This window comes from Paenibacillus whitsoniae, from assembly GCF_003955665.1.
In the GTDB taxonomy this organism is placed as follows: Bacteria; Bacillota; Bacilli; order Paenibacillales; family NBRC-103111; genus Paenibacillus_E; species Paenibacillus_E whitsoniae.
Genome location: NZ_RXHU01000027.1, coordinates 20,695 through 37,201 on the forward strand (window position 1 = coordinate 20,695; position 16,507 = coordinate 37,201).

Consider the following 16,507-nt stretch of genomic DNA (forward strand, 5'->3'; position numbering starts at 1 on the left):
GCCGCTGCTGGGGACTATAAATGCGCTCTCGGATGAGCGTTTGTATAGACGTCCTTCATTTTCTGCTTCGACATTTGCAGATAGCGTTGCGTTGACGAAATGTCGGCATGGCCGAGCATTTCCTGCACGCTTCGCAAATCCGCGCCGTTCTCGATCAGGTGCGCGGCAAACGAATGCCGGAGCGTATGCGGCGTGATCTCCTGCGTGAGCTGAAGCTGCTGGGCGTACTGCTTCACAATTTTCCAGAACCCCTGCCGCGTCATGCGCGTGCCCAAGTGCCCTGGGAAAAGCGCCTGCACACTGCGCTCTCCCTTCGTCAGCTTCGGCCGTCCCTCGTCCAGATAGGCGCGAAGAACTCGAATGGCGATCGGGCTGAGCGGGATCATCCGCTCCTTCTCTCCCTTGCCCGTGCAGCGGACGAAGCCGAGCGGCAGGTACAGGTCGTCCACATCGAGCGAGACGAGCTCGGTTACCCGAATACCGGTCGCGTAGAGCAGCTCCAGCATCGCTCGGTCCCTGAGGCCTGCTGCATGCTCGTCCGACGGCGCCGCCAACAGCCGCTCCATATCGGCAATAGGAAGCACGGCAGGGGCCCGCTTGTCCGGCTTTGGCGCTTCGATAAACACCGTAGGATCGATATCCGCCAAACGCTCGCGCACAAGAAATTGATAGAACGCACGCAACGACACGCGGACCCGGGAGAGCGTCGCCGCTGCTCTGCCGGCTTTTCGCAAGCCGCCAATATAACCGGTCAACTGCGCTTTGCCCACGGCTCGCCAGCCAGCTACGCCCTGCTCATTCAAATACTGTTTAAATTGCACAATGTCCCGTTCGTACGATTCCAGCGTACTCGGGGACAATCTCTTCTCTGTCGTCAAATAATGAACGAAAGCGTTCAGTTCCTCCGTCATGCCGTCTAAACTCCTTCATGCTAGCTAGCAATTCCTGCCTACCTTACTAGCATTCCACGAGCACGCAACGATCTCCTCTATTTTTATTCCCCGTACCAGTAAAAGAAGCGCAGGCGCTCACTCATCGACCCGGTGTCAAACTTGGTGGTGATCTCTTCATGACCAAACGCCTTCACCGATTTACCTGTCGGCGTCTTGTATTTGTTTACAGGCTGTATCCAGTCCGTCACAACGGACATGACTTGATACAGCACGATTGTAAGGGCGATAAACAGCAGGATATATTGCAAACGAACGATCAATTTGCGATAGGAGAAGATCATGGGGGCCCGCCTCATTTCCATTCCGTTTTAGAGGTGGTTCAAAAAGTCGTCTTTTGATCACGATGTACCCCATGAAGCGGACTCGACATCGAATCTTGCGTTCACCTTCGAAGTCCGGTACTCATGTAGGTTTTGCCTACACTCCGCTCCTCCTTCTTCAGGTTCTCGCAATCTTCTCGGTGCTGAAAACCCGACTTTTTGAACTCGCACTTGTAGAAACAGAATATGAGGCTTGCCCGCCAATTATGACAACTCGGACAATGCGGTATACGGCTTGCCCAGCGCTTCCGCCACCGCAGGATGCGTGATGTGGCCCTGGTACGTATTGACGCCCAGGGAGAGCGGCACACTTTGGCTCACGGCCTGTTTGAAGCCTTTGTTCGCCAGATCGACGGCGTACGGCAGCGTCACGTTCGTCAGCGCCAATGTCGACGTGCGCGGCACCGCGCCCGGCATGTTCGCGACGGCGTAATGCAGCACGCCGTACATCTCATACGTCGGATCGCTGTGCGTCGTGATGCGGTCGATCGTCTCGATCGAGCCGCCCTGATCGACTGCGACATCGACGATGACCGCTCCCGGCTTCATGCTTTGCACCATGGAAGCCGTCACCAACCGCGGCGCCCGCGCACCCGGGATGAGCACGGCGCCAATAAGCAGATCTGCCTTCGCCACGGCGCTGGCGATATTGTAAGGGTTCGACATGAGCGTGCGCAGCCGGCCGTCGAAAATATCGTCGAGCTGCCGCATGCGGTCGGCGCTCCGCTCAATAACGACGACGTTGGCGCCCAGCCCCAACGCCATCTTGGCGGCGTTCGTGCCGACGATACCGCCGCCGAGAATAATGACGTCGGCCGGCGGCACGCCCGGCACGCCACCCAGCAAAATGCCGCGCCCGCCGTACATTTTCTCGAGATATTGCGCGCCGATCTGCACCGACATACGACCGGCCACCTCGCTCATCGGCGTGAGCAGCGGCAGTGAGCCGTTTGCAAGCTGGATCGTTTCGTAGGCGATGCCCGTCACCTTTTTATCCAGCAGATGGTTCGCCAAATCCCCTGCCGCCGCCAAATGCAAGTACGTAAACAGCATGAGGCCTTCTTTGAAAAAGCTGTACTCCTCCGGAATCGGCTCCTTGACCTTCATAATCATGTCGCTGCCCGCCCAGACTTCCGCTGCGCCGGCGACAATCGTCGCGCCTTCCTGGCGGTAATCCTCGTCCGTAAATCCGCTGCCAAGGCCCGCTCCGGCTTGCACGAGCACTTGATGGCCATGCATGCGCAGCATGCCTGCACCTCCCGGCGTAAGCGCGACGCGGTTTTCGTTATTCTTAATCTCTTTGGGAACGCCGACAATGATGGCTTCTTGTGTCATAGGCTCTACCCGCTTCCTTTACAAGGTAACTCAAAAAGTCGTCTTTTAATCACGAAGCAAATCAGGAAGCAAATTCGGCATCGAATCTTGCGTTCAGCTTCGAAGGAAGGTAGCCATGTAGGTTTTGCCTACACTCCGCTCCTCCTTCTTCAGCTTCTCGCAACCTTCTCGGTGCTGAAAAGCCAACTTTTTGAGCTTTCATTTGAACTCTACTCATAATGTACCCCAGCTTCCAAAGCAATTATGTGCTGCGCTGCCGATCCTTGGTTCTCCTTCAGTATATGAAGGCGGACGCAAAAATGCCTGTATGCACAAGGGGTGCTTACAGGCATTCGGGCATATAAACCGCTTCTAGCCAGCGATTTTAGTGGGATTTGTCGGATTTGTCCAATGCATCCGGTTTTCCTCGTTCATTGCAGCGATAGCAGATGCCTTGGAAATCCAGCCGATGATCAAGGACTTGAAAGTGGAACAGCTGATCCAGTCGTTCTTCAAACGGCCCCAGCCAATCCTCCATAATCTCGTCGACAGCGCCGCATTGGACGCAAATGAGATGGTGATGATGGTGACTGGAATTGTCGTCGCGGAGGTCGTAACGGGCAACGCCGTCGCCGAAATTCATTTTTTCCAAAACATGAAGTTCGCTCAGGAGCTCTAGTGTACGATAGACAGTCGCAAGACCGATCTCCGGCGCTTTATCTTTAACCAGCATGAACACTTCTTCCGCGCTCAGGTGATCCTGTTCATTCTCTAGCAAAACACGCACTGTCGCTTCCCGTTGAGGTGTCAGCTTGTACCCCTGGGACTGCAGCTGCTGTTTAATTTTCTCGATTCTTGCTTCCATATGCCTCCCCCTCAGAGAGTGGGCGTTACCGCCCATTTTCGCCACTCTTTTTATTATAGGGGGAGCTTGCTGACAAAGTCAAACATATTCATACATCATTTGGCTATCCAATCGTTACAGCGCCAGCGCGACCAACATGGGGGTGACCCATTTCATCATGATTTGCGACACATAACCTTCGAGCAGCGCCGCACCGAACAAACAAACAGCCATCGCCAGTGTAATCGTTGTGTACCGCATAAAAGGCTGGTAAATCGCCCCGCTGCGGCTCATGATGCGGTGCTTGATCATATAAATGGAGAAGGACATCGCCGCCACGCTGCACAGGAGAATCGCCGGAATGACGATCAAGTTCTGGGGCGCGACCGCCACCAGTGCGAACAGCATGCCTTTCCAGGACATTTGCCCGACGAGATAGCCGACGGTAAAGCCGATCAGCACCCCTTTCAGAAAATCCAAGACAAGGATCAGCGGCAATCCGATAATGGAAAGCCCGAAAAGCCAGATCAGCAGAATCCACTTCATATGCATGCTGAACGCCTGCGAGAACGACTGCTGGCTGTCCATGTCGGCCCCTTCGTTAATCTCGTGAAAAAAACTGCTCAAGTGGCGCGTCAGCTCCGTCTTCTGATCCATCGAAAGCGCATTGACCATCACAGCCCCGAACACAACCCCGATGACAAAGAGCACAGAGACGAAAATGAATAAGGGTACGTTGTCTTTTAAAAATTGTTTCATCGTCAGGTTCCGGTTCACGCTCGCCGCTCCTTCCTTGTAAAGCCTCTACAAAGACAAGCTTATGAGCTTTCCGCCGAAACTATGAATGATTTTTCACCCGGCCGTACTTTCCGCCGCCGCCGACTTCGAGTTCAAGTTGACCTGCCCTGGCAGCAAGGAGATAGGCGGCAATGTCCGCTCCGACCGCTTCCTCAAGCGCCTCCGGCGCAGCATGATGCAGTACGTTCATCTCCGTCCCGAACCTATCCAAGAGCAGCGTGAGTTTCTTCGGACCGAGTCCCGGAATATATTCCATTGGCACCTGAAAATGATACGGAGGCCGATACGGTGGATAGAACGGTTCCGTCCGGTCGGCGATCGCAAGGATGCGGTCCATGACCCCGCGCACCATTTTAGGGCTGCCGCATTCCGGGCAGCGATCGATGACGATCGTCTCGTCCTCCAGCACCTCGTGGCAAACGCTGCAGTACGTGCGGTGGTACTTGCCGAGACGGGGATTCAGCCCGTAATTGGCTTCCACAGCGCGGCCCTCTTCGCGTTTCAACGCCTTGACGACCTCTTGAAAGGTCGGCTCCTCCAGTTTCAGCTTGTTGTACTCACGGCCGATTTTGGGAAGTGAATGGGCGTCGGAGTTCGTGACGAATGTGAACGGGTCGAGTTCGGCAATGAGGCCCGCCATCGCCGAATCGGCGCTTAAGCCGAGTTCAACGCCGGCAAGCTGCGAGAGATCGAGCAGCTCCGCCATATGCCGCGTGGCGCTGCCGTAAACGCTCTTATGCGGCGTAAAAATATGCGCAGGGATCATGACGCCTCCCCGGCCGATGACTTCCTCCTGAAGATTGCTAGCCGTCACATAAATACGCTGCGAGCTGAGCTCCACATTTTTCATATGGCGCTTCATCCAGCCCGTAAAATCCTGCATCGCCGCTAGCGTCGGCAAATAGGCGAGCAGGTGTGCCGGGCCCATGCCCGGATCGCGCACCTCGATTTCGCTGCCGAGCAGAATCGTCGTATTGCGGTAACGGATGCCGCCGCCTTCAAGCTCGACCATCTCGCCCCGTGAGAGATTGTCCATAATCTCCTCCTGCACGGATGGCGAATGGCAGTCGATAATCCCGACCACGTCCATCCCCTTGCGGACAGCCGACTCGTGCGCGATGTTGCGGAACGTCAAATTGTTCGCAGCACTAATTTTTACAGCTTGACCCTTTTCCGTCCTTCCGATATGGATGTGCAGATCGACGAAGAACGATTTCATCAAATTTTCCCAGTCAACTTGTACAGCTGCCAAGCGTAAACCGCCATGATCGTTTTCGCATCGGAGATGCGCCCATCGCGCATGTACTGCTGCGCTTCCTCCAACGTAATGGCTTCGCATTCCAGGAACTCGTCCTCGTCCGGATTCGCGTCCCCTTTCACCAGATCCTCCGCTATATACAGATGAATGATTTCATCCGCAAACCCCGGCGACGTATAAAAGGAACTGACCAGCCGAATGTTCGCCGTCCGATAGCCCGTCTCTTCCTCGAGCTCGCGCAGCGCCGCCTTCAGCGGTTCTTCCCCCTGATCAAGTTTGCCGGCCGGAATCTCCACCTGACTCTTCTCAAGCGGTTTGCGGTACTGCTCGACGACGATCATCTTGTCCCCAATCAGCGGAATGACGGCAACGGCGCCAGGGTGCTTCACAATTTCCCGCGAGGCCGTCTCACCGTTCGGTAGCTTGACCGTATCTACCTGCAAGGAAATGATGCGGCCTTCGTAAATCGGCTTACTCGAAACCGTTACTTCTTCAAATTTTTTATGCTGTGTCATAGCTCCACTCCCTGATCTTGAAATTTGGTCTAACTTGTCCACGTTCGGCATACCCATCATTATACCAAAAAATTTCCTGAAATGAGGGGCTCGCATGAAAAGCTATATCGGAGACGGTCAAATTCGAATTGTAGGCAAAGCCTGGGAAGTCAAGCATCAACTCCATAAAATGATGCGGCAAGCCGGCGAAGGCGCAACCGTCGCCGAGTATATCGGCGCCCTTCATCGCGGCTCTTCTAGCGGGCGATCCGGGTCGGCCGGCCGGACGCTGCCGTTTCCGGGACGTTAACGAAATACAAACATAAAACAAGCGATGCCATCAAGGCCATCGCTTGTTTTATTATGTCCCAATTATACGTTTGCCGCTTCTTTCACCAGTGCCACGACAAGCTCCGCTGTTTTCACGAGATCGGAGACCAGAATGCGCTCCTTCGTCGTGTGAATATCCTCGTAGCCGACAGCCAAATTCACGGTCGGGATGCCCATCCCGTTGAAAATGTTCGCATCGCTGCCACCGCCGGAATGGAACGTTCTGGACGTGAGACCCAGCGTCTTCATCGCGCGGGACGTCAGCTGCACAACCGGCGTCTCATCGTTATGCATGAAGGACGCATAGACGATCTCCGCGTTGAACTCGCACGTCGTGCCCGCTTCCGCCGCCGCCGCTTCGCACGCTTCCTTCATGGACGCGATCTGCGCCTCAAGCTTATGCTGCACAATGCTGCGCGCTTCCGCTTCCATCCGCACGCGGTCGCAGACGACATTCAGCGGCCCTACACCGGAGAAGCTGCCGATGTTCGCCGTCGTCTCTTTATCAATGCGGCCGAGCGACATACGCGCAACGGCTTTGCTTGCCACTTGAATCGCGGAAATGCCGTCTTCGGGATTCACCCCTGCGTGTGCAGACTTCCCATTGAAAATAATTTCAATTTCCGCGCGGCCCGGCGCCGCGACGGCGATATCGCCGATCTTGCCGTTCGAATCAAGCGCAAAACCGAACTGCGCTTCCAGCAAGGCGCGGTCCATCGCACGCGCGCCCTTGAGGCCGCTCTCTTCGCCCACGGTAATAACAAACTGAATGCGACCGTGCGGAATGTTCTGCTCTTTGAGCACTTTAATGCCTTCAAACATCGCGGCAATGCCTGCTTTATCATCAGAGCCAAGAATCGTCGTGCCGTCGCTGCGAATGTAGCCGTCATCACCGATTTGCGGCTTGATGCCTTTGCCTGGCGCCACGGTATCCATGTGGGACGTAAAGAAGATCGTCGGAATCGCAGCGTTCGCGTCCGTCGCTTCCAAAGTGCAGATCAGGTTGCCTGCGCCGTGCCCGCTTCGACCCAACGAATCGTCTTCGAACACATTCAGTCCGAGTGCGCCGAATTTTTGTTTCAGCACTTTGCAGATTTCCGCTTCATATCGCGTTTCGCTGTCCACCTGAACAAGCGAAATGAACTCTTCCACTAACCGCTCTTGCTTAATCATAGCTTTCCTCCCATACTCACTTTGGGTTACAATAATAGCGTACAAGCCTTCTTGAAAAGGAGTGAACCTCTTGCTGCAAAATAAAAAGATATTCAAAGTCGTTATCTACATTATGCTCATTGTCATGCTATTATCCAGCGTATTATTTACCGCAGGGCTGTTTCTCGATTCGTAACCCTTAATAAATTTTCGTATCGGCGTTGTAGCTTTCCAGGTTTTCTTTGACACGCTGTAGGAAGCGACCGCAGATAACCCCGTCCAGAATCCGGTGATCCAAGGACAAGCACAAATTCACCATGGAACGCACCGCGATCATATCGTTAATCACGACAGGCTTCTTCACGATCGATTCAAAGGTCACAATCGCCGCTTGCGGATAGTTGATGATCGGGTAAGACAGAATCGAACCGAAGGAGCCTGTATTATTGACCGTAAACGTACCGCCAACCATGTCGCTCAGCGCAAGTTTCCCCGCCCGCGTCTTCTTCGTCAATTCATCGATTTCCCGCGCAAGGCCCGCGATATTTTTTTGATCCGCTTTCTTGATGACCGGCGTCATAACCGAATCTTCTGTACCGACTGAAAGCGAGATGTTGATGTCACGCTTCACGATAATTTTATCGACCGCCCATACCGAATTGATGATCGGATAGTCTTTGATCGCATTAACGACCGCCTTTAGCATAAAAGCCAGATATGTCAAATTGATGCCCTCGCGGCGCATAAATTCATCCTTCACTTTGTTCCGCAGCACGACCAGATTGGTCACATCGACTTCGATCATCGTCCAAGCGTGCGGAATTTCCGTCACGCTCTGACGCATGCGCGTAGCGATGGCGTTGCGGATCGGCGTCACGTCGATCAGATGCTCGTTGCGCGTATCGGACGCAAGATCCTCCGCTTCAATCAGCGGCGTCTGCGGATTCGCCGACAGGTGAATGCCCGTGCTGCGCACCGGCAAATTCACCGGCTGCTCGGCGCCGATCGCGCCGGACGGGATCGCCGAATCGGCCGGCTTCACAACGGGCGCAGGCGCGCTGGCCTGCGCCTGCGGAGCGGCCGCTTTCATTGCGTTCGCTCCGCCTGTGGCGACGAACTGCTCTATATCCTTGCGGGTAATCCGCCCGCCAAGGCCTGTACCGGCAACGCGCGCCAAGTCGACGCCGTTCTCCTGCGCCAGCCGCTGCACGGCCGGCGAGTAGCGACCGCGCATGCTTTGGTCGCCTTCGAGCTCAACCGCAGCCATTGGGGCTGCTGGCTCCGTCGAAGGCGTTGCGCTGCCGGCCGAGCTGCCCGGCTCCTCGATCACGCAGATCGCTTCGCCGACTGCGGCCGTTTCACCGTCGCCAACAATAATTTTAACGAGCGTGCCTTCGATGGGCGATGGCATCTCGGTATTTACTTTTTCAGTAAAGAGCTCACACAGTACGTCATATTGCTCCACATAATCGCCGGGCTTCTTCAGCCACTTGCCGATCGTAGCCGAAACGAGGCTTTCCGCCAAATGCGGAACCGTCACCTCGGTGAGGCGGCTGGTTTGGGTCATGTCAGGGTCCTCCTAATATCGAAAAATAAATCGACTTCGTGCTCGTTCGGTCTAGAACAAAGCAAGCTGGCGCATTGCTTCCTTCACTTTGTCCGTGTTGAGAAGGAAGAATTTCTCCATCGGCGGGTTACTGCCTACCGCAGGCACGTCAGGTCCGCAAAGCCGCGCGATCGGCGCATCGAGTTCAAAAAGCAGCTCTTCCGCGATGATAGCGGAAACTTCTGCGCCTACGCCGCCGGTTTTGTTATCTTCATGGGCGACGAGCACTTTGCCTGTTTTGCGAACAGCTTCGAGAATCGCTTCTTTGTCCAGCGGTTGAATGGTGCGCAAATCGAGTACATGTGCGGAAATGTCCTCTTTCGCCAATTCTTCGGCCGCTTGCAGCGCATAATTAACAACCATCCCGTACGTGATCACAGTAATGTCCGTACCCTCGCGCTTCACGTCGGCTTTGCCGATCGGCACGATGTAATCCTCGTCAGGCACTTCGCCGGAAACGCCGAGATAAGCTTTTTTATGCTCAAAATAAAGCACAGGATCCGCGTCGCGGATCGCCGCTTTCAGCAACCCTTTCGCGTCGTACGGGTTGGAAGGCGCTACGATTTTGAGGCCCGGCGTTCCAAAGAACACCGATTCCGGACATTGAGAGTGGTACAGCGCGCCGCCGCCAGTCGCCCCATAAGGCGCACGGATGACGATCGGGCAGTGCCAATCGTTATTCGAACGATAGCGGATTTTGGCCGCTTCGCTTAGGATTTGGTTGGATGCGGGAAAAATAAAGTCCGCAAATTGAATTTCAGCAATCGGCTTCATGCCGTACATCGCTGAACCGATGGCGACACCGACGATCGCGGATTCCGCAAGCGGCGTGTCCAGCACACGCTCTTCGCCGTACAGGTCGCGCAGCCCTTTCGTCGTGTTCAGCACGCCGCCTTTGCCAACGTCTTCACCCAGTACGAAAACGTTGTCGTCCTGTCCCATTTCCTCCTGCATCGCGGAGCGAATGGCTTCAATATAGGTGATCACCGCCATCAGTTGTTCTCCCCTTCCGCGTATACATGAAGCAGCGTGTCTTCCGGCTTCGGATATGGAGCCTGGTCGGCATACTTCGTCGCTTCATTGATCAGCAGTTTTTGCTGCGCATCAAGCTCAGCATCCTGCTTTTCGCTCCACAAGTCGCAAGCGATCAAATACTCTTTGAACTTCTGAACGCCGTCTTTCTTCCGGTTTTCTTCGACTTCTTCCTTCGTTCTATACAGCATGTCGTCATCCGACGTGGAATGAGGGTTAATGCGGTAGCACATCATTTCAATCAAAGTCGGGCCTTCGCCGCGCAGCGCTCTCTCTCGCGCTTCTTTGGTCACGCGGTACATTTCGAGCGCATCGGTGCCGTCGACTTGAATGCCCGGGAAGCCGTAGCCCAGCGCACGATCCGCGATTTTGCCCGCCACCTGTTTGTGAATCGGTATGGAAATCGCATATTGGTTATTTTCACAAACGAAAATAACAGGAAGCTTATGCACGCCCGCAAAGTTGCAACCTTCATGAAAGTCCCCTTGATTGCTGGACCCTTCGCCGAAAGTCGCGAGCGTGACGAAATCCTGCTTTTTCATTTTCGCGGCAAGCGCGATGCCTGCGGCATGCGGAACCTGCGTTGTCACGGGGGACGAGCCGGTTACGATATGATTTTTGCGATCGCTGAAATGACCGGCCATTTGGCGGCCGCCGCTGTTGACGTCCTCGGCTTTGCAGAAAATGGACAGCATCAAATCCCGCAGCGACATGCCCACCGCCAGAACAAACGCGTAATCCCGGTAATATGGCAGAAAATAATCTTTATTCGGCTGCATCGCAAAAGCCATGCCGACTTGTCCGGCAAACTGGCCTGCGCCGGAGACGTGGAACGGAATTTTTCCTGAGCGCTGCAGCATCATCGCACGCTCGTCGTATTTGTTGGCAAGGCACATCACCGCATACATTTTCAAGGCATCGTCATCCGATAAACCCAAGCTTCTATGCTTATAAAGTTGACCAATGGACATGGAGGCTGCCTCCTTCTCAATATTAGAATGGCTGGGATAAATTTATTACCTGGTCCTAGTACTTGACTCTATAAGCATATTATAAACGGAAACGATTATGATTACAATTTTTATCCGTTTATGGACATGCCGTCGACGGCCAGCATCGCTTCTCCGAGTGCCTCCGAAAGCGTAGGGTGCGGGTGAATCGTTTGTCCCACTTCCCAAGGCGTTGCATCCAACAGCTGGGCGAGAGCCGCTTCCGTAATGCTGTTCGTTACTTGTGGTCCGATCATATGGACGCCCAAAATATCGTTCGTCTCACGATCCGCCACCACTTTGACAAAACCGTCCGAGTCTCCATATACGAGAGCCTTCCCTATCCCTTTGAAGCTGAATCTGCCTATTTTTACTTGATGTCCCTTCTCTTCCGCCTGCTTTTGCGTGTAGCCTACGCTCGCAATTTCAGGCCGCGTGTATGTACACTTGGCAACGAGGTGCGCATGAAGCTCATGCGGCGTCAGCCCGGCGATATGCTCCGCAGCAGCAATTCCCTCATGTCCGGCCATATGCGCCAGCATGAGGCCGCCGATGACATCCCCAACCGCATAAATATGGGATTCACTCGTTTGCATGAAGCGATTGACGCGAATGACGCCTTTGTCAACAACGACATCGGTGTTCTCCAGCCCCAAACCTTCCACATTCGCGATGCGGCCCACAGAGACAAGCACTCTCTCGGCTTCCAGCGCTTGCACCTCACCATTTTTCTCCACATTCAATTTGACGCCGGTCTCGCCCACTTCCACTTCATTTGCCAGCACTTTGGCTCCGGTAACAATCTCAATGCCGCGTTTCTTAAAAAGCCGCTCCAGTTCCTTCGACACATCCTCATCTTCTTGCGCCACGAGATGCTTGTCCAGCTCGACGATCGTCACTTTTACGCCAAAATCGTTCAGCATCGACGCCCACTCCACGCCGATCACGCCGCCGCCGACTATAATGATCGACGCCGGCAGACTTTCCATGCGCAGCGCGTCTTCGCTCGTCATAATCATCCGCCCGTCCGCTTCCAGCCCCGGAAGGCTGCGCGGTCTGGAGCCCGTCGCGATAATCAGATTGCTGTTCAGCAGCATCTCGATTTCGCCGTCTTCCCGCTCCACGGAAACCGCTCCGCTGCGCGGGGAGAAAATCGAAGGTCCAATAATACGGCCCTGCCCGTGATGCACCGTGATTTTATTTTTCTTCATCAAAAATTGCAGTCCTTGGTGGAGCTGATCCACGATTCGCTGCTTGCGGCTTTGCACGAGGTCAAATTTCAAAGAGACATTCTCCGCGGCGATGCCGTACTCTTCGCTTTTATTCATAGAAGCGAACATCTCTGCGCTGCGCAGCAACGCCTTGCTCGGAATGCATCCTTGATGCAGGCAAGTGCCGCCCATTTTTTCTTTTTCCACAATGGCTACGTTCTTCCCAAGCTGCGCCGCCCGAATGGCTGCCGTATATCCGCCGATTCCGCCGCCGAGCACGACCACGTCATATTTATATTCACTCATGCTATGTAAGCCTCCCTGTCACTCATTTTACAAGTTATTCACATATGTGCATCTCTATTATATTACCCTTTTTTATATTCGAAGTCATAGTCTTATTTGTGAACCTCTTGTTTACGAAATAGACAGTGCCGCGGTTTCAAGGTATGATAAGAAAAGACTATTTCCGCGAGGTTAGGAGCAGCTATGAAAGCACCTTTTTACCGCTTTATTGCCATCATGATGCTAGTTATACCGGGATTAACCGCGACCTATGGATTTCTTGCGATGAAAGATGCGTTCTTCGCACAGTTCGGTCCGGACAACCATATGCTTTGGGGCAAATTTATCGTTGGACTCATTCTTTTCCTGCTGGGGGTCGCCTTCATTGGAGGCTGGACGTTCTTCCGGGACCGCAAACGCAACTATGTCGCGCCGCGTTTCAAAGCCAAACGCAAAAAATAGACCAGGACCTTTGTCCCGGTCTATTTTTTTACTCGCCAAAGCCAATCCGCCAGACGGCATGGGCTGCACGCTTCACAATCCAGTGCAACTGAAGCACGGCAAAGCCGATAAAAAGACCGCTCACCAGCGCCGTCGTCAACGCTTCTTTCGTCCATCGGCTGCTGCCGCTGGGCAGCGGTAAGCTGCGCACATCGATCAGCCTCGCGCCGAGCTGCAGGCGCACGAGCAAAGCGCTGCCCATGTCTTCGCCGCCCTGCTGCACCCAGTCGGCCAGATCAACCGGCAGGCCTGCCGTGATCAAGCTCGCTGCCCGGTGATGATAAGCGAGCAGCAGCGCCGCATCACTTGTACTCGCTGCACACGACAGCTTATGAACGCGTCCCGCTCGGGCAAGATCGCCAGCTCGAGCCTCATCCCCATGTTCGTCTGCATGCACGACGATCTCAGCTCCGCTGGTCAGCATGCCGGTCGTGAGCTGCTTCGCTGCAGCCACGATCACATCCGGCACGACGCCTTCCCGCAGCAGCTGATCTGCGCCTTGGCCGATGCCGATCACAACCGGCTGATGCTCAGCAATTAATCGCTTTATCTTGCTCAGGATACGATCGCGCTCTTGCCCGTCTTCGAGCTCCGCTGTGAGCAGAACCGGCTTGTCCGCCATCCCGGTTTGCAGCAGCAGCTGCGGGAACGGCTGCAGCACAGCTTTCTCCAGCGCAGCACGGGCCAATGTACGGTCGATGAATGCTTCCCAACGCTGCGCAAGCGGCTCTTCCGTTAGCTGCTGAGCCCGCAGCCAATCCGCTTGGGTAAAGGCTTTACAGGGAAGTGTCTGCTCGCCTGCGAGCAGCACGTCCGGATATATTGTCAGCTCCTCTTGCGAAGCAAGCAGCGTATAGTTGGCAGCATCGGTTTCCCAAATCGGGATACCATGCTGAAGCAGCACAAGCGGACTTTGTGCAAGCCGATCACCGCTCATGAGCATGCCGCAATGAACGACAGCGAGCACGTTTCCTTGTACCCACGCAAGCGCCAACGCCTCATCCAGTTCCCCGCCTTTCAAGACGATGATTGCGTTTGTCAGCGAAAGATCGGACCTATCCCGCTTCGTTCCTTCTCTCACAGCGCCTTTCACAACTGGCACAGGTTTCATCGCAAACCAAGACAATGCAGACCAATTCATGTGGCAGTACTCGACTCCCCTTCTGTTCGCTAGTGTCTCCCTAATTTACCCACCGGCTGAATTTGTATGTATAAATTCGAGTCTGGATGGCAAGATTTGGTTTATACTTGCAGAGAGGAGTGGAAACGACGATGGAGCTAAACATGAGCGCAGAAGACGTACTCGGCCACATTGTACAGCTTCATAACAGCGGAGAATCACTGGCCAAAAAAAATGTAAAAAAGCAGCATCCCGATCTGATGAAAAACGCGCTGTACTATTATCCTAGCTGGGAACACGCGATTCAAAAAACAGGCGTCGATCACGCCCACTAACCAGATGAACTACAGCCTTCGACCCTGGAAGATTTGGCTTCCGGGGCTTTTTTTCGCTAATCCAGCACTTCCCATTCCACGCGCACGATGCGGTCGATCCACGTCCGAACCTTGATTTCAATGGCCTGTTCAATCTCTTCCTCCGTCATCTCGCCGAGTTTGTGCTCCGGAATTTCAAGCATATCCTGCTTCGTTACTTGTCCGTCTACGTCCAATTGAACCTTAATCCGCATAGGAATCCCGCCTTTTTTTATTATGAATAAACCTTTCCATTGCGCCGCGGCTAGTTCTTATTTACAATAGAATTATTATATAAATGAAAAGAGGTCATGCACATGTCCCGTTCCCATGCCCAGAAAATGCGTCAGCGCCTGCTGCGCGAAGGCAAAACGGACCCCGGCCAGCAGCGGCTTACCTGGCACGGCATACATCCCGTTACCAAAACGACGCCAAGCTTGGCGGAATCGAAAACCAAACAACAAAATAAGCACAAGTTAAGGAATCTGATCCACGACAGCGGAGCGGGTTCCTTTTCTATTTGCCGTGTTTACAGGCAGGCAACGCCTTGCTCCTTCATATAAGCCAGAAGCGCAGCCTTCTCAGCTTCACTAAAGCTGTATTTGCAATCAAAACCGTTGTAATACAATTCCCACAACCGCGCCGCTCCTTCGGCGCCGATTTCAACTCTTGCTACGTACAGGGAATCCGGTTCGTCCTCGAACTGCAGTCCGACATGTGCAATGACCACCCCATCCTGCTGCTCCTGTTCGCAGTAGTCCAATTTCATCTGAGGTCGCCTCCTATTGAATTAATTGTTTTTTATTTATATAATATACTAATGCTTGTCAGAGTAAAACTCTAGGAGGAAGTACATATGGCCTACGATCCGCAAGTCGTTGATGCAACAATAGTAAGTGACAATCCGAAGAATGGTCTGTTTGAAGTTGTCGTCTCCTTGAAGGACCGCAGCAAATGCCGTCTATTCTTTGAGCGCGACGCCGAAACAGGCGTAGGACGCGTAACCAACCTGAACCGCTTAATGAAAGAACCGTGCCCGATTTGCCGCAAAGACTACTTGTGCAACTGCCTGGACCGTTACAAGAACTCCATTGCAGATCAAGCGATGTCTCTTATTAAATAGCGCAACGCAAAAACCCCTTTCGCCGCGAAACCTCGCAGCCGAAGGGGTTCTTCTTTTGTATACGATCATTCACTCGTAAATGGCCTTATATAAGCCTTGCAGCAAGCTCGTGTAGTTTGACTTGTCATAGGTAATTTCAGTAAATGAAACATGAATCACTTTATTGCTTGTTTTGACTATAAAAAAGCTTTCATCCGTATTCATAGGATCGATATACGTATAGCATTCCAGTTGAGTACTTCCGGTTTGCTGCCGCAAGAATGCGGTCGCTTCCTCACTTGCTTGCGCAAATTTAGGCATGGACTTGTTCCTCCCCTATTGTCAGACAGGATTCGTCTTTATTTCAAACGCGCTCGCTTCTTCTTTAAGGCCATGTAACCGCCCAGCATCGATACGGGGACAATCGCAATAAAGCCAAGAAGCTCGTACCAGAGCGGAACAGATTGATCCGTGAGCATACTGTCGAACCCAATCCCGGCACCGATAACCCCGATGATCGCCGCATTGAAAATCTCCGCACGCCGCGCAATGCGAGCCGTCATATAGCTGCCGAACAGCGTCCAGGACAACCCCATAACGAGCAGCAGCAGCATAAGTCCCACATTATCATACAGCTTCTGCAGTTCACTGTCGCTCAGCGTGCTATCTGCAAAAAACAGTGAACCGATCAACCCCGACGTCAACAGTGTGCCGAAATTGTCGATGCAAAGTCCGATTAACACTCCTATGAAATGGAATTTGCGCTCCCTCTTTTGTTCACCTTCACTCATAGACTAACCTTCTCTCCTGATCCCATCGCTCTCACAATCTTCCCCATCATATCA

22 protein-coding genes are annotated in these 16,507 nt (G+C 53.6%); 5 read left to right on the plus strand and 17 right to left on the minus strand.

Translation table 11 applies throughout. From position 1 onward, the window contains the following. Window positions 1–14: 14 nt before the first annotated feature. The 7 genes from xerD to EJQ19_RS10550 all read right to left on the minus strand — a co-directional run bounded on the left by xerD (window position 15) and on the right by EJQ19_RS10550 (window position 6,002). Window positions 15–911 (minus strand): site-specific tyrosine recombinase XerD, encoded by an 897-nt coding sequence (gene xerD, locus EJQ19_RS10515; RefSeq protein WP_126141173.1) that lies wholly within the window; start codon window positions 909–911, stop codon window positions 15–17. An 83-nt stretch (window positions 912–994) separates the two neighbouring features. After that, window positions 995–1,234 (minus strand): DUF4227 family protein, encoded by a 240-nt coding sequence (locus EJQ19_RS10520; RefSeq protein WP_164716451.1) that lies wholly within the window; start codon window positions 1,232–1,234, stop codon window positions 995–997. 243 nt (window positions 1,235–1,477) lie between these two features. Beyond that, entirely contained in the window at window positions 1,478–2,593 is a 1,116-nt protein-coding gene (gene ald, locus EJQ19_RS10530) for an alanine dehydrogenase (RefSeq protein ID WP_126141295.1), read from the minus strand. Between the two features lie 379 nt (window positions 2,594–2,972). Next, entirely contained in the window at window positions 2,973–3,452 is a 480-nt protein-coding gene (gene fur / locus EJQ19_RS10535) for a ferric iron uptake transcriptional regulator (RefSeq protein ID WP_126141176.1), read from the minus strand. 114 nt (window positions 3,453–3,566) lie between these two features. Continuing rightward, the gene (gene spoIIM, locus EJQ19_RS10540) at window positions 3,567–4,190 is read right to left on the minus strand and encodes a stage II sporulation protein M (RefSeq protein ID WP_126141296.1); all 624 of its coding nucleotides are present in this window, start codon (window positions 4,188–4,190) and stop codon (window positions 3,567–3,569) included. A gap of 79 nt (window positions 4,191–4,269) precedes the next feature. Then, on the minus strand, window positions 4,270–5,448 hold the full coding sequence (locus EJQ19_RS10545; RefSeq protein WP_126141297.1) for an endonuclease Q family protein: 1,179 nt from the start codon (window positions 5,446–5,448) through the stop codon (window positions 4,270–4,272). Beyond that, window positions 5,448–6,002 (minus strand): NUDIX hydrolase, encoded by a 555-nt coding sequence (locus tag EJQ19_RS10550; protein ID WP_126141177.1) that lies wholly within the window; start codon window positions 6,000–6,002, stop codon window positions 5,448–5,450. Before EJQ19_RS10550 ends, EJQ19_RS10545 begins: the two co-directional genes overlap by 1 nt. Before the next feature lie 94 nt (window positions 6,003–6,096). On the opposite strand from EJQ19_RS10550, the gene mciZ reads away from it, so the two are divergent. Continuing rightward, window positions 6,097–6,291 (plus strand): Z-ring formation inhibitor MciZ, encoded by a 195-nt coding sequence (gene mciZ / locus EJQ19_RS10555; protein ID WP_126141178.1) that lies wholly within the window; start codon window positions 6,097–6,099, stop codon window positions 6,289–6,291. A gap of 62 nt (window positions 6,292–6,353) precedes the next feature. Here mciZ and EJQ19_RS10560 read toward each other — a convergent pair whose 3' ends face one another. After that, on the minus strand, window positions 6,354–7,484 hold the full coding sequence (locus EJQ19_RS10560) for a M20/M25/M40 family metallo-hydrolase (RefSeq protein WP_126141179.1): 1,131 nt from the start codon (window positions 7,482–7,484) through the stop codon (window positions 6,354–6,356). Between the two features lie 70 nt (window positions 7,485–7,554). Here EJQ19_RS10560 and prli42 point away from each other — a divergent pair, with 70 nt between their 5' ends. Continuing rightward, window positions 7,555–7,659 (plus strand): stressosome-associated protein Prli42, encoded by a 105-nt coding sequence (gene prli42 / locus EJQ19_RS31785; RefSeq protein ID WP_241242839.1) that lies wholly within the window; start codon window positions 7,555–7,557, stop codon window positions 7,657–7,659. A gap of 3 nt (window positions 7,660–7,662) precedes the next feature. Here prli42 and EJQ19_RS10565 read toward each other — a convergent pair whose 3' ends face one another. The 4 genes from EJQ19_RS10565 to lpdA form a co-directional block, all read right to left on the minus strand. Continuing rightward, complete coding sequence (locus EJQ19_RS10565; RefSeq protein ID WP_126141180.1) at window positions 7,663–9,030, minus strand: dihydrolipoamide acetyltransferase family protein; 1,368 nt, start codon at window positions 9,028–9,030, stop codon at window positions 7,663–7,665. Between the two features lie 51 nt (window positions 9,031–9,081). Beyond that, window positions 9,082–10,062 carry an alpha-ketoacid dehydrogenase subunit beta gene (locus tag EJQ19_RS10570; RefSeq protein ID WP_126141181.1) on the minus strand — a complete coding sequence of 327 codons (981 nt, stop codon included), beginning with the start codon at window positions 10,060–10,062 and terminating at the stop codon, window positions 9,082–9,084. After that, the gene (locus EJQ19_RS10575; RefSeq protein ID WP_126141182.1) at window positions 10,062–11,072 is read right to left on the minus strand and encodes a thiamine pyrophosphate-dependent dehydrogenase E1 component subunit alpha; all 1,011 of its coding nucleotides are present in this window, start codon (window positions 11,070–11,072) and stop codon (window positions 10,062–10,064) included. Before EJQ19_RS10575 ends, EJQ19_RS10570 begins: the two co-directional genes overlap by 1 nt. A 110-nt stretch (window positions 11,073–11,182) precedes the next feature. Further along, complete coding sequence (gene lpdA, locus EJQ19_RS10580; protein WP_126141183.1) at window positions 11,183–12,607, minus strand: dihydrolipoyl dehydrogenase; 1,425 nt, start codon at window positions 12,605–12,607, stop codon at window positions 11,183–11,185. A 183-nt stretch (window positions 12,608–12,790) separates the two neighbouring features. On the opposite strand from lpdA, the gene EJQ19_RS10585 reads away from it, so the two are divergent. Next, window positions 12,791–13,048, plus strand: a complete 258-nt coding sequence (locus tag EJQ19_RS10585) for a DUF2627 domain-containing protein (protein ID WP_126141184.1) — start codon at window positions 12,791–12,793, stop codon at window positions 13,046–13,048. A 28-nt stretch (window positions 13,049–13,076) separates the two neighbouring features. Here the strand turns inward: EJQ19_RS10585 and steA are convergent, their stop codons facing one another. Next, a complete protein-coding gene (gene steA, locus EJQ19_RS10590; protein ID WP_126141185.1) occupies window positions 13,077–14,228 on the minus strand; it encodes a putative cytokinetic ring protein SteA in 1,152 nt (383 codons plus the stop codon). A gap of 131 nt (window positions 14,229–14,359) precedes the next feature. Here steA and EJQ19_RS10595 point away from each other — a divergent pair, with 131 nt between their 5' ends. Next, a complete protein-coding gene (locus EJQ19_RS10595) occupies window positions 14,360–14,542 on the plus strand; it encodes a hypothetical protein (RefSeq protein ID WP_126141186.1) in 183 nt (60 codons plus the stop codon). A 56-nt stretch (window positions 14,543–14,598) separates the two neighbouring features. On the opposite strand, the gene EJQ19_RS31790 is transcribed toward EJQ19_RS10595, so the two are convergent. Together EJQ19_RS31790 and EJQ19_RS10605 are read right to left on the minus strand one after the other, a co-directional pair. Then, window positions 14,599–14,775, minus strand: coding sequence for a hypothetical protein (locus EJQ19_RS31790; RefSeq protein WP_164716453.1), 177 nt, complete (start codon window positions 14,773–14,775; stop codon window positions 14,599–14,601). Window positions 14,776–15,089: 314 nt separating this feature from the next. Then, a complete protein-coding gene (locus tag EJQ19_RS10605; RefSeq protein WP_126141188.1) occupies window positions 15,090–15,329 on the minus strand; it encodes a hypothetical protein in 240 nt (79 codons plus the stop codon). 87 nt (window positions 15,330–15,416) lie between these two features. Between EJQ19_RS10605 and EJQ19_RS10610 the strand changes: the two genes are divergently transcribed. Then, window positions 15,417–15,683: a hypothetical protein gene (locus EJQ19_RS10610; RefSeq protein WP_126141189.1), complete on the plus strand. Its 267-nt coding sequence runs from the start codon at window positions 15,417–15,419 to the stop codon at window positions 15,681–15,683. Between the two features lie 69 nt (window positions 15,684–15,752). On the opposite strand, the gene EJQ19_RS10615 is transcribed toward EJQ19_RS10610, so the two are convergent. Then, complete coding sequence (locus tag EJQ19_RS10615; protein WP_126141190.1) at window positions 15,753–15,983, minus strand: hypothetical protein; 231 nt, start codon at window positions 15,981–15,983, stop codon at window positions 15,753–15,755. A 38-nt stretch (window positions 15,984–16,021) separates the two neighbouring features. Beyond that, complete coding sequence (locus EJQ19_RS10620) at window positions 16,022–16,453, minus strand: hypothetical protein (protein WP_126141191.1); 432 nt, start codon at window positions 16,451–16,453, stop codon at window positions 16,022–16,024. Between the last annotated feature and the right edge of the window lie 54 nt (window positions 16,454–16,507).

Coding starts and splice junctions, on each gene's coding strand:
- EJQ19_RS10605 (WP_126141188.1), bottom strand. CDS start 15,329: ATGAAATTGGACTACTGCGAACAGGAGCAGCAGGATGGGGTGGTCATT.
- mciZ (WP_126141178.1), top strand. CDS start 6,097: ATGAAAAGCTATATCGGAGACGGTCAAATTCGAATTGTAGGCAAAGCC.
- EJQ19_RS10575 (WP_126141182.1), bottom strand. CDS start 11,072: ATGTCCATTGGTCAACTTTATAAGCATAGAAGCTTGGGTTTATCGGAT.
- steA (WP_126141185.1), bottom strand. CDS start 14,228: ATGAATTGGTCTGCATTGTCTTGGTTTGCGATGAAACCTGTGCCAGTT.
- EJQ19_RS10545 (WP_126141297.1), bottom strand. CDS start 5,448: ATGAAATCGTTCTTCGTCGATCTGCACATCCATATCGGAAGGACGGAA.
- EJQ19_RS10585 (WP_126141184.1), top strand. CDS start 12,791: ATGAAAGCACCTTTTTACCGCTTTATTGCCATCATGATGCTAGTTATA.
- EJQ19_RS10520 (WP_164716451.1), bottom strand. CDS start 1,234: ATGATCTTCTCCTATCGCAAATTGATCGTTCGTTTGCAATATATCCTG.
- spoIIM (WP_126141296.1), bottom strand. CDS start 4,190: ATGAAACAATTTTTAAAAGACAACGTACCCTTATTCATTTTCGTCTCT.
- EJQ19_RS10550 (WP_126141177.1), bottom strand. CDS start 6,002: ATGACACAGCATAAAAAATTTGAAGAAGTAACGGTTTCGAGTAAGCCG.
- EJQ19_RS10595 (WP_126141186.1), top strand. CDS start 14,360: ATGGAGCTAAACATGAGCGCAGAAGACGTACTCGGCCACATTGTACAG.
- fur (WP_126141176.1), bottom strand. CDS start 3,452: ATGGAAGCAAGAATCGAGAAAATTAAACAGCAGCTGCAGTCCCAGGGG.
- EJQ19_RS31790 (WP_164716453.1), bottom strand. CDS start 14,775: ATGCGGATTAAGGTTCAATTGGACGTAGACGGACAAGTAACGAAGCAG.
- EJQ19_RS10570 (WP_126141181.1), bottom strand. CDS start 10,062: ATGGCGGTGATCACCTATATTGAAGCCATTCGCTCCGCGATGCAGGAG.
- EJQ19_RS10565 (WP_126141180.1), bottom strand. CDS start 9,030: ATGACCCAAACCAGCCGCCTCACCGAGGTGACGGTTCCGCATTTGGCG.
- EJQ19_RS10615 (WP_126141190.1), bottom strand. CDS start 15,983: ATGCCTAAATTTGCGCAAGCAAGTGAGGAAGCGACCGCATTCTTGCGG.
- xerD (WP_126141173.1), bottom strand. CDS start 911: ATGACGGAGGAACTGAACGCTTTCGTTCATTATTTGACGACAGAGAAG.
- EJQ19_RS10620 (WP_126141191.1), bottom strand. CDS start 16,453: ATGAGTGAAGGTGAACAAAAGAGGGAGCGCAAATTCCATTTCATAGGA.
- EJQ19_RS10610 (WP_126141189.1), top strand. CDS start 15,417: ATGGCCTACGATCCGCAAGTCGTTGATGCAACAATAGTAAGTGACAAT.
- lpdA (WP_126141183.1), bottom strand. CDS start 12,607: ATGAGTGAATATAAATATGACGTGGTCGTGCTCGGCGGCGGAATCGGC.
- EJQ19_RS10560 (WP_126141179.1), bottom strand. CDS start 7,484: ATGATTAAGCAAGAGCGGTTAGTGGAAGAGTTCATTTCGCTTGTTCAG.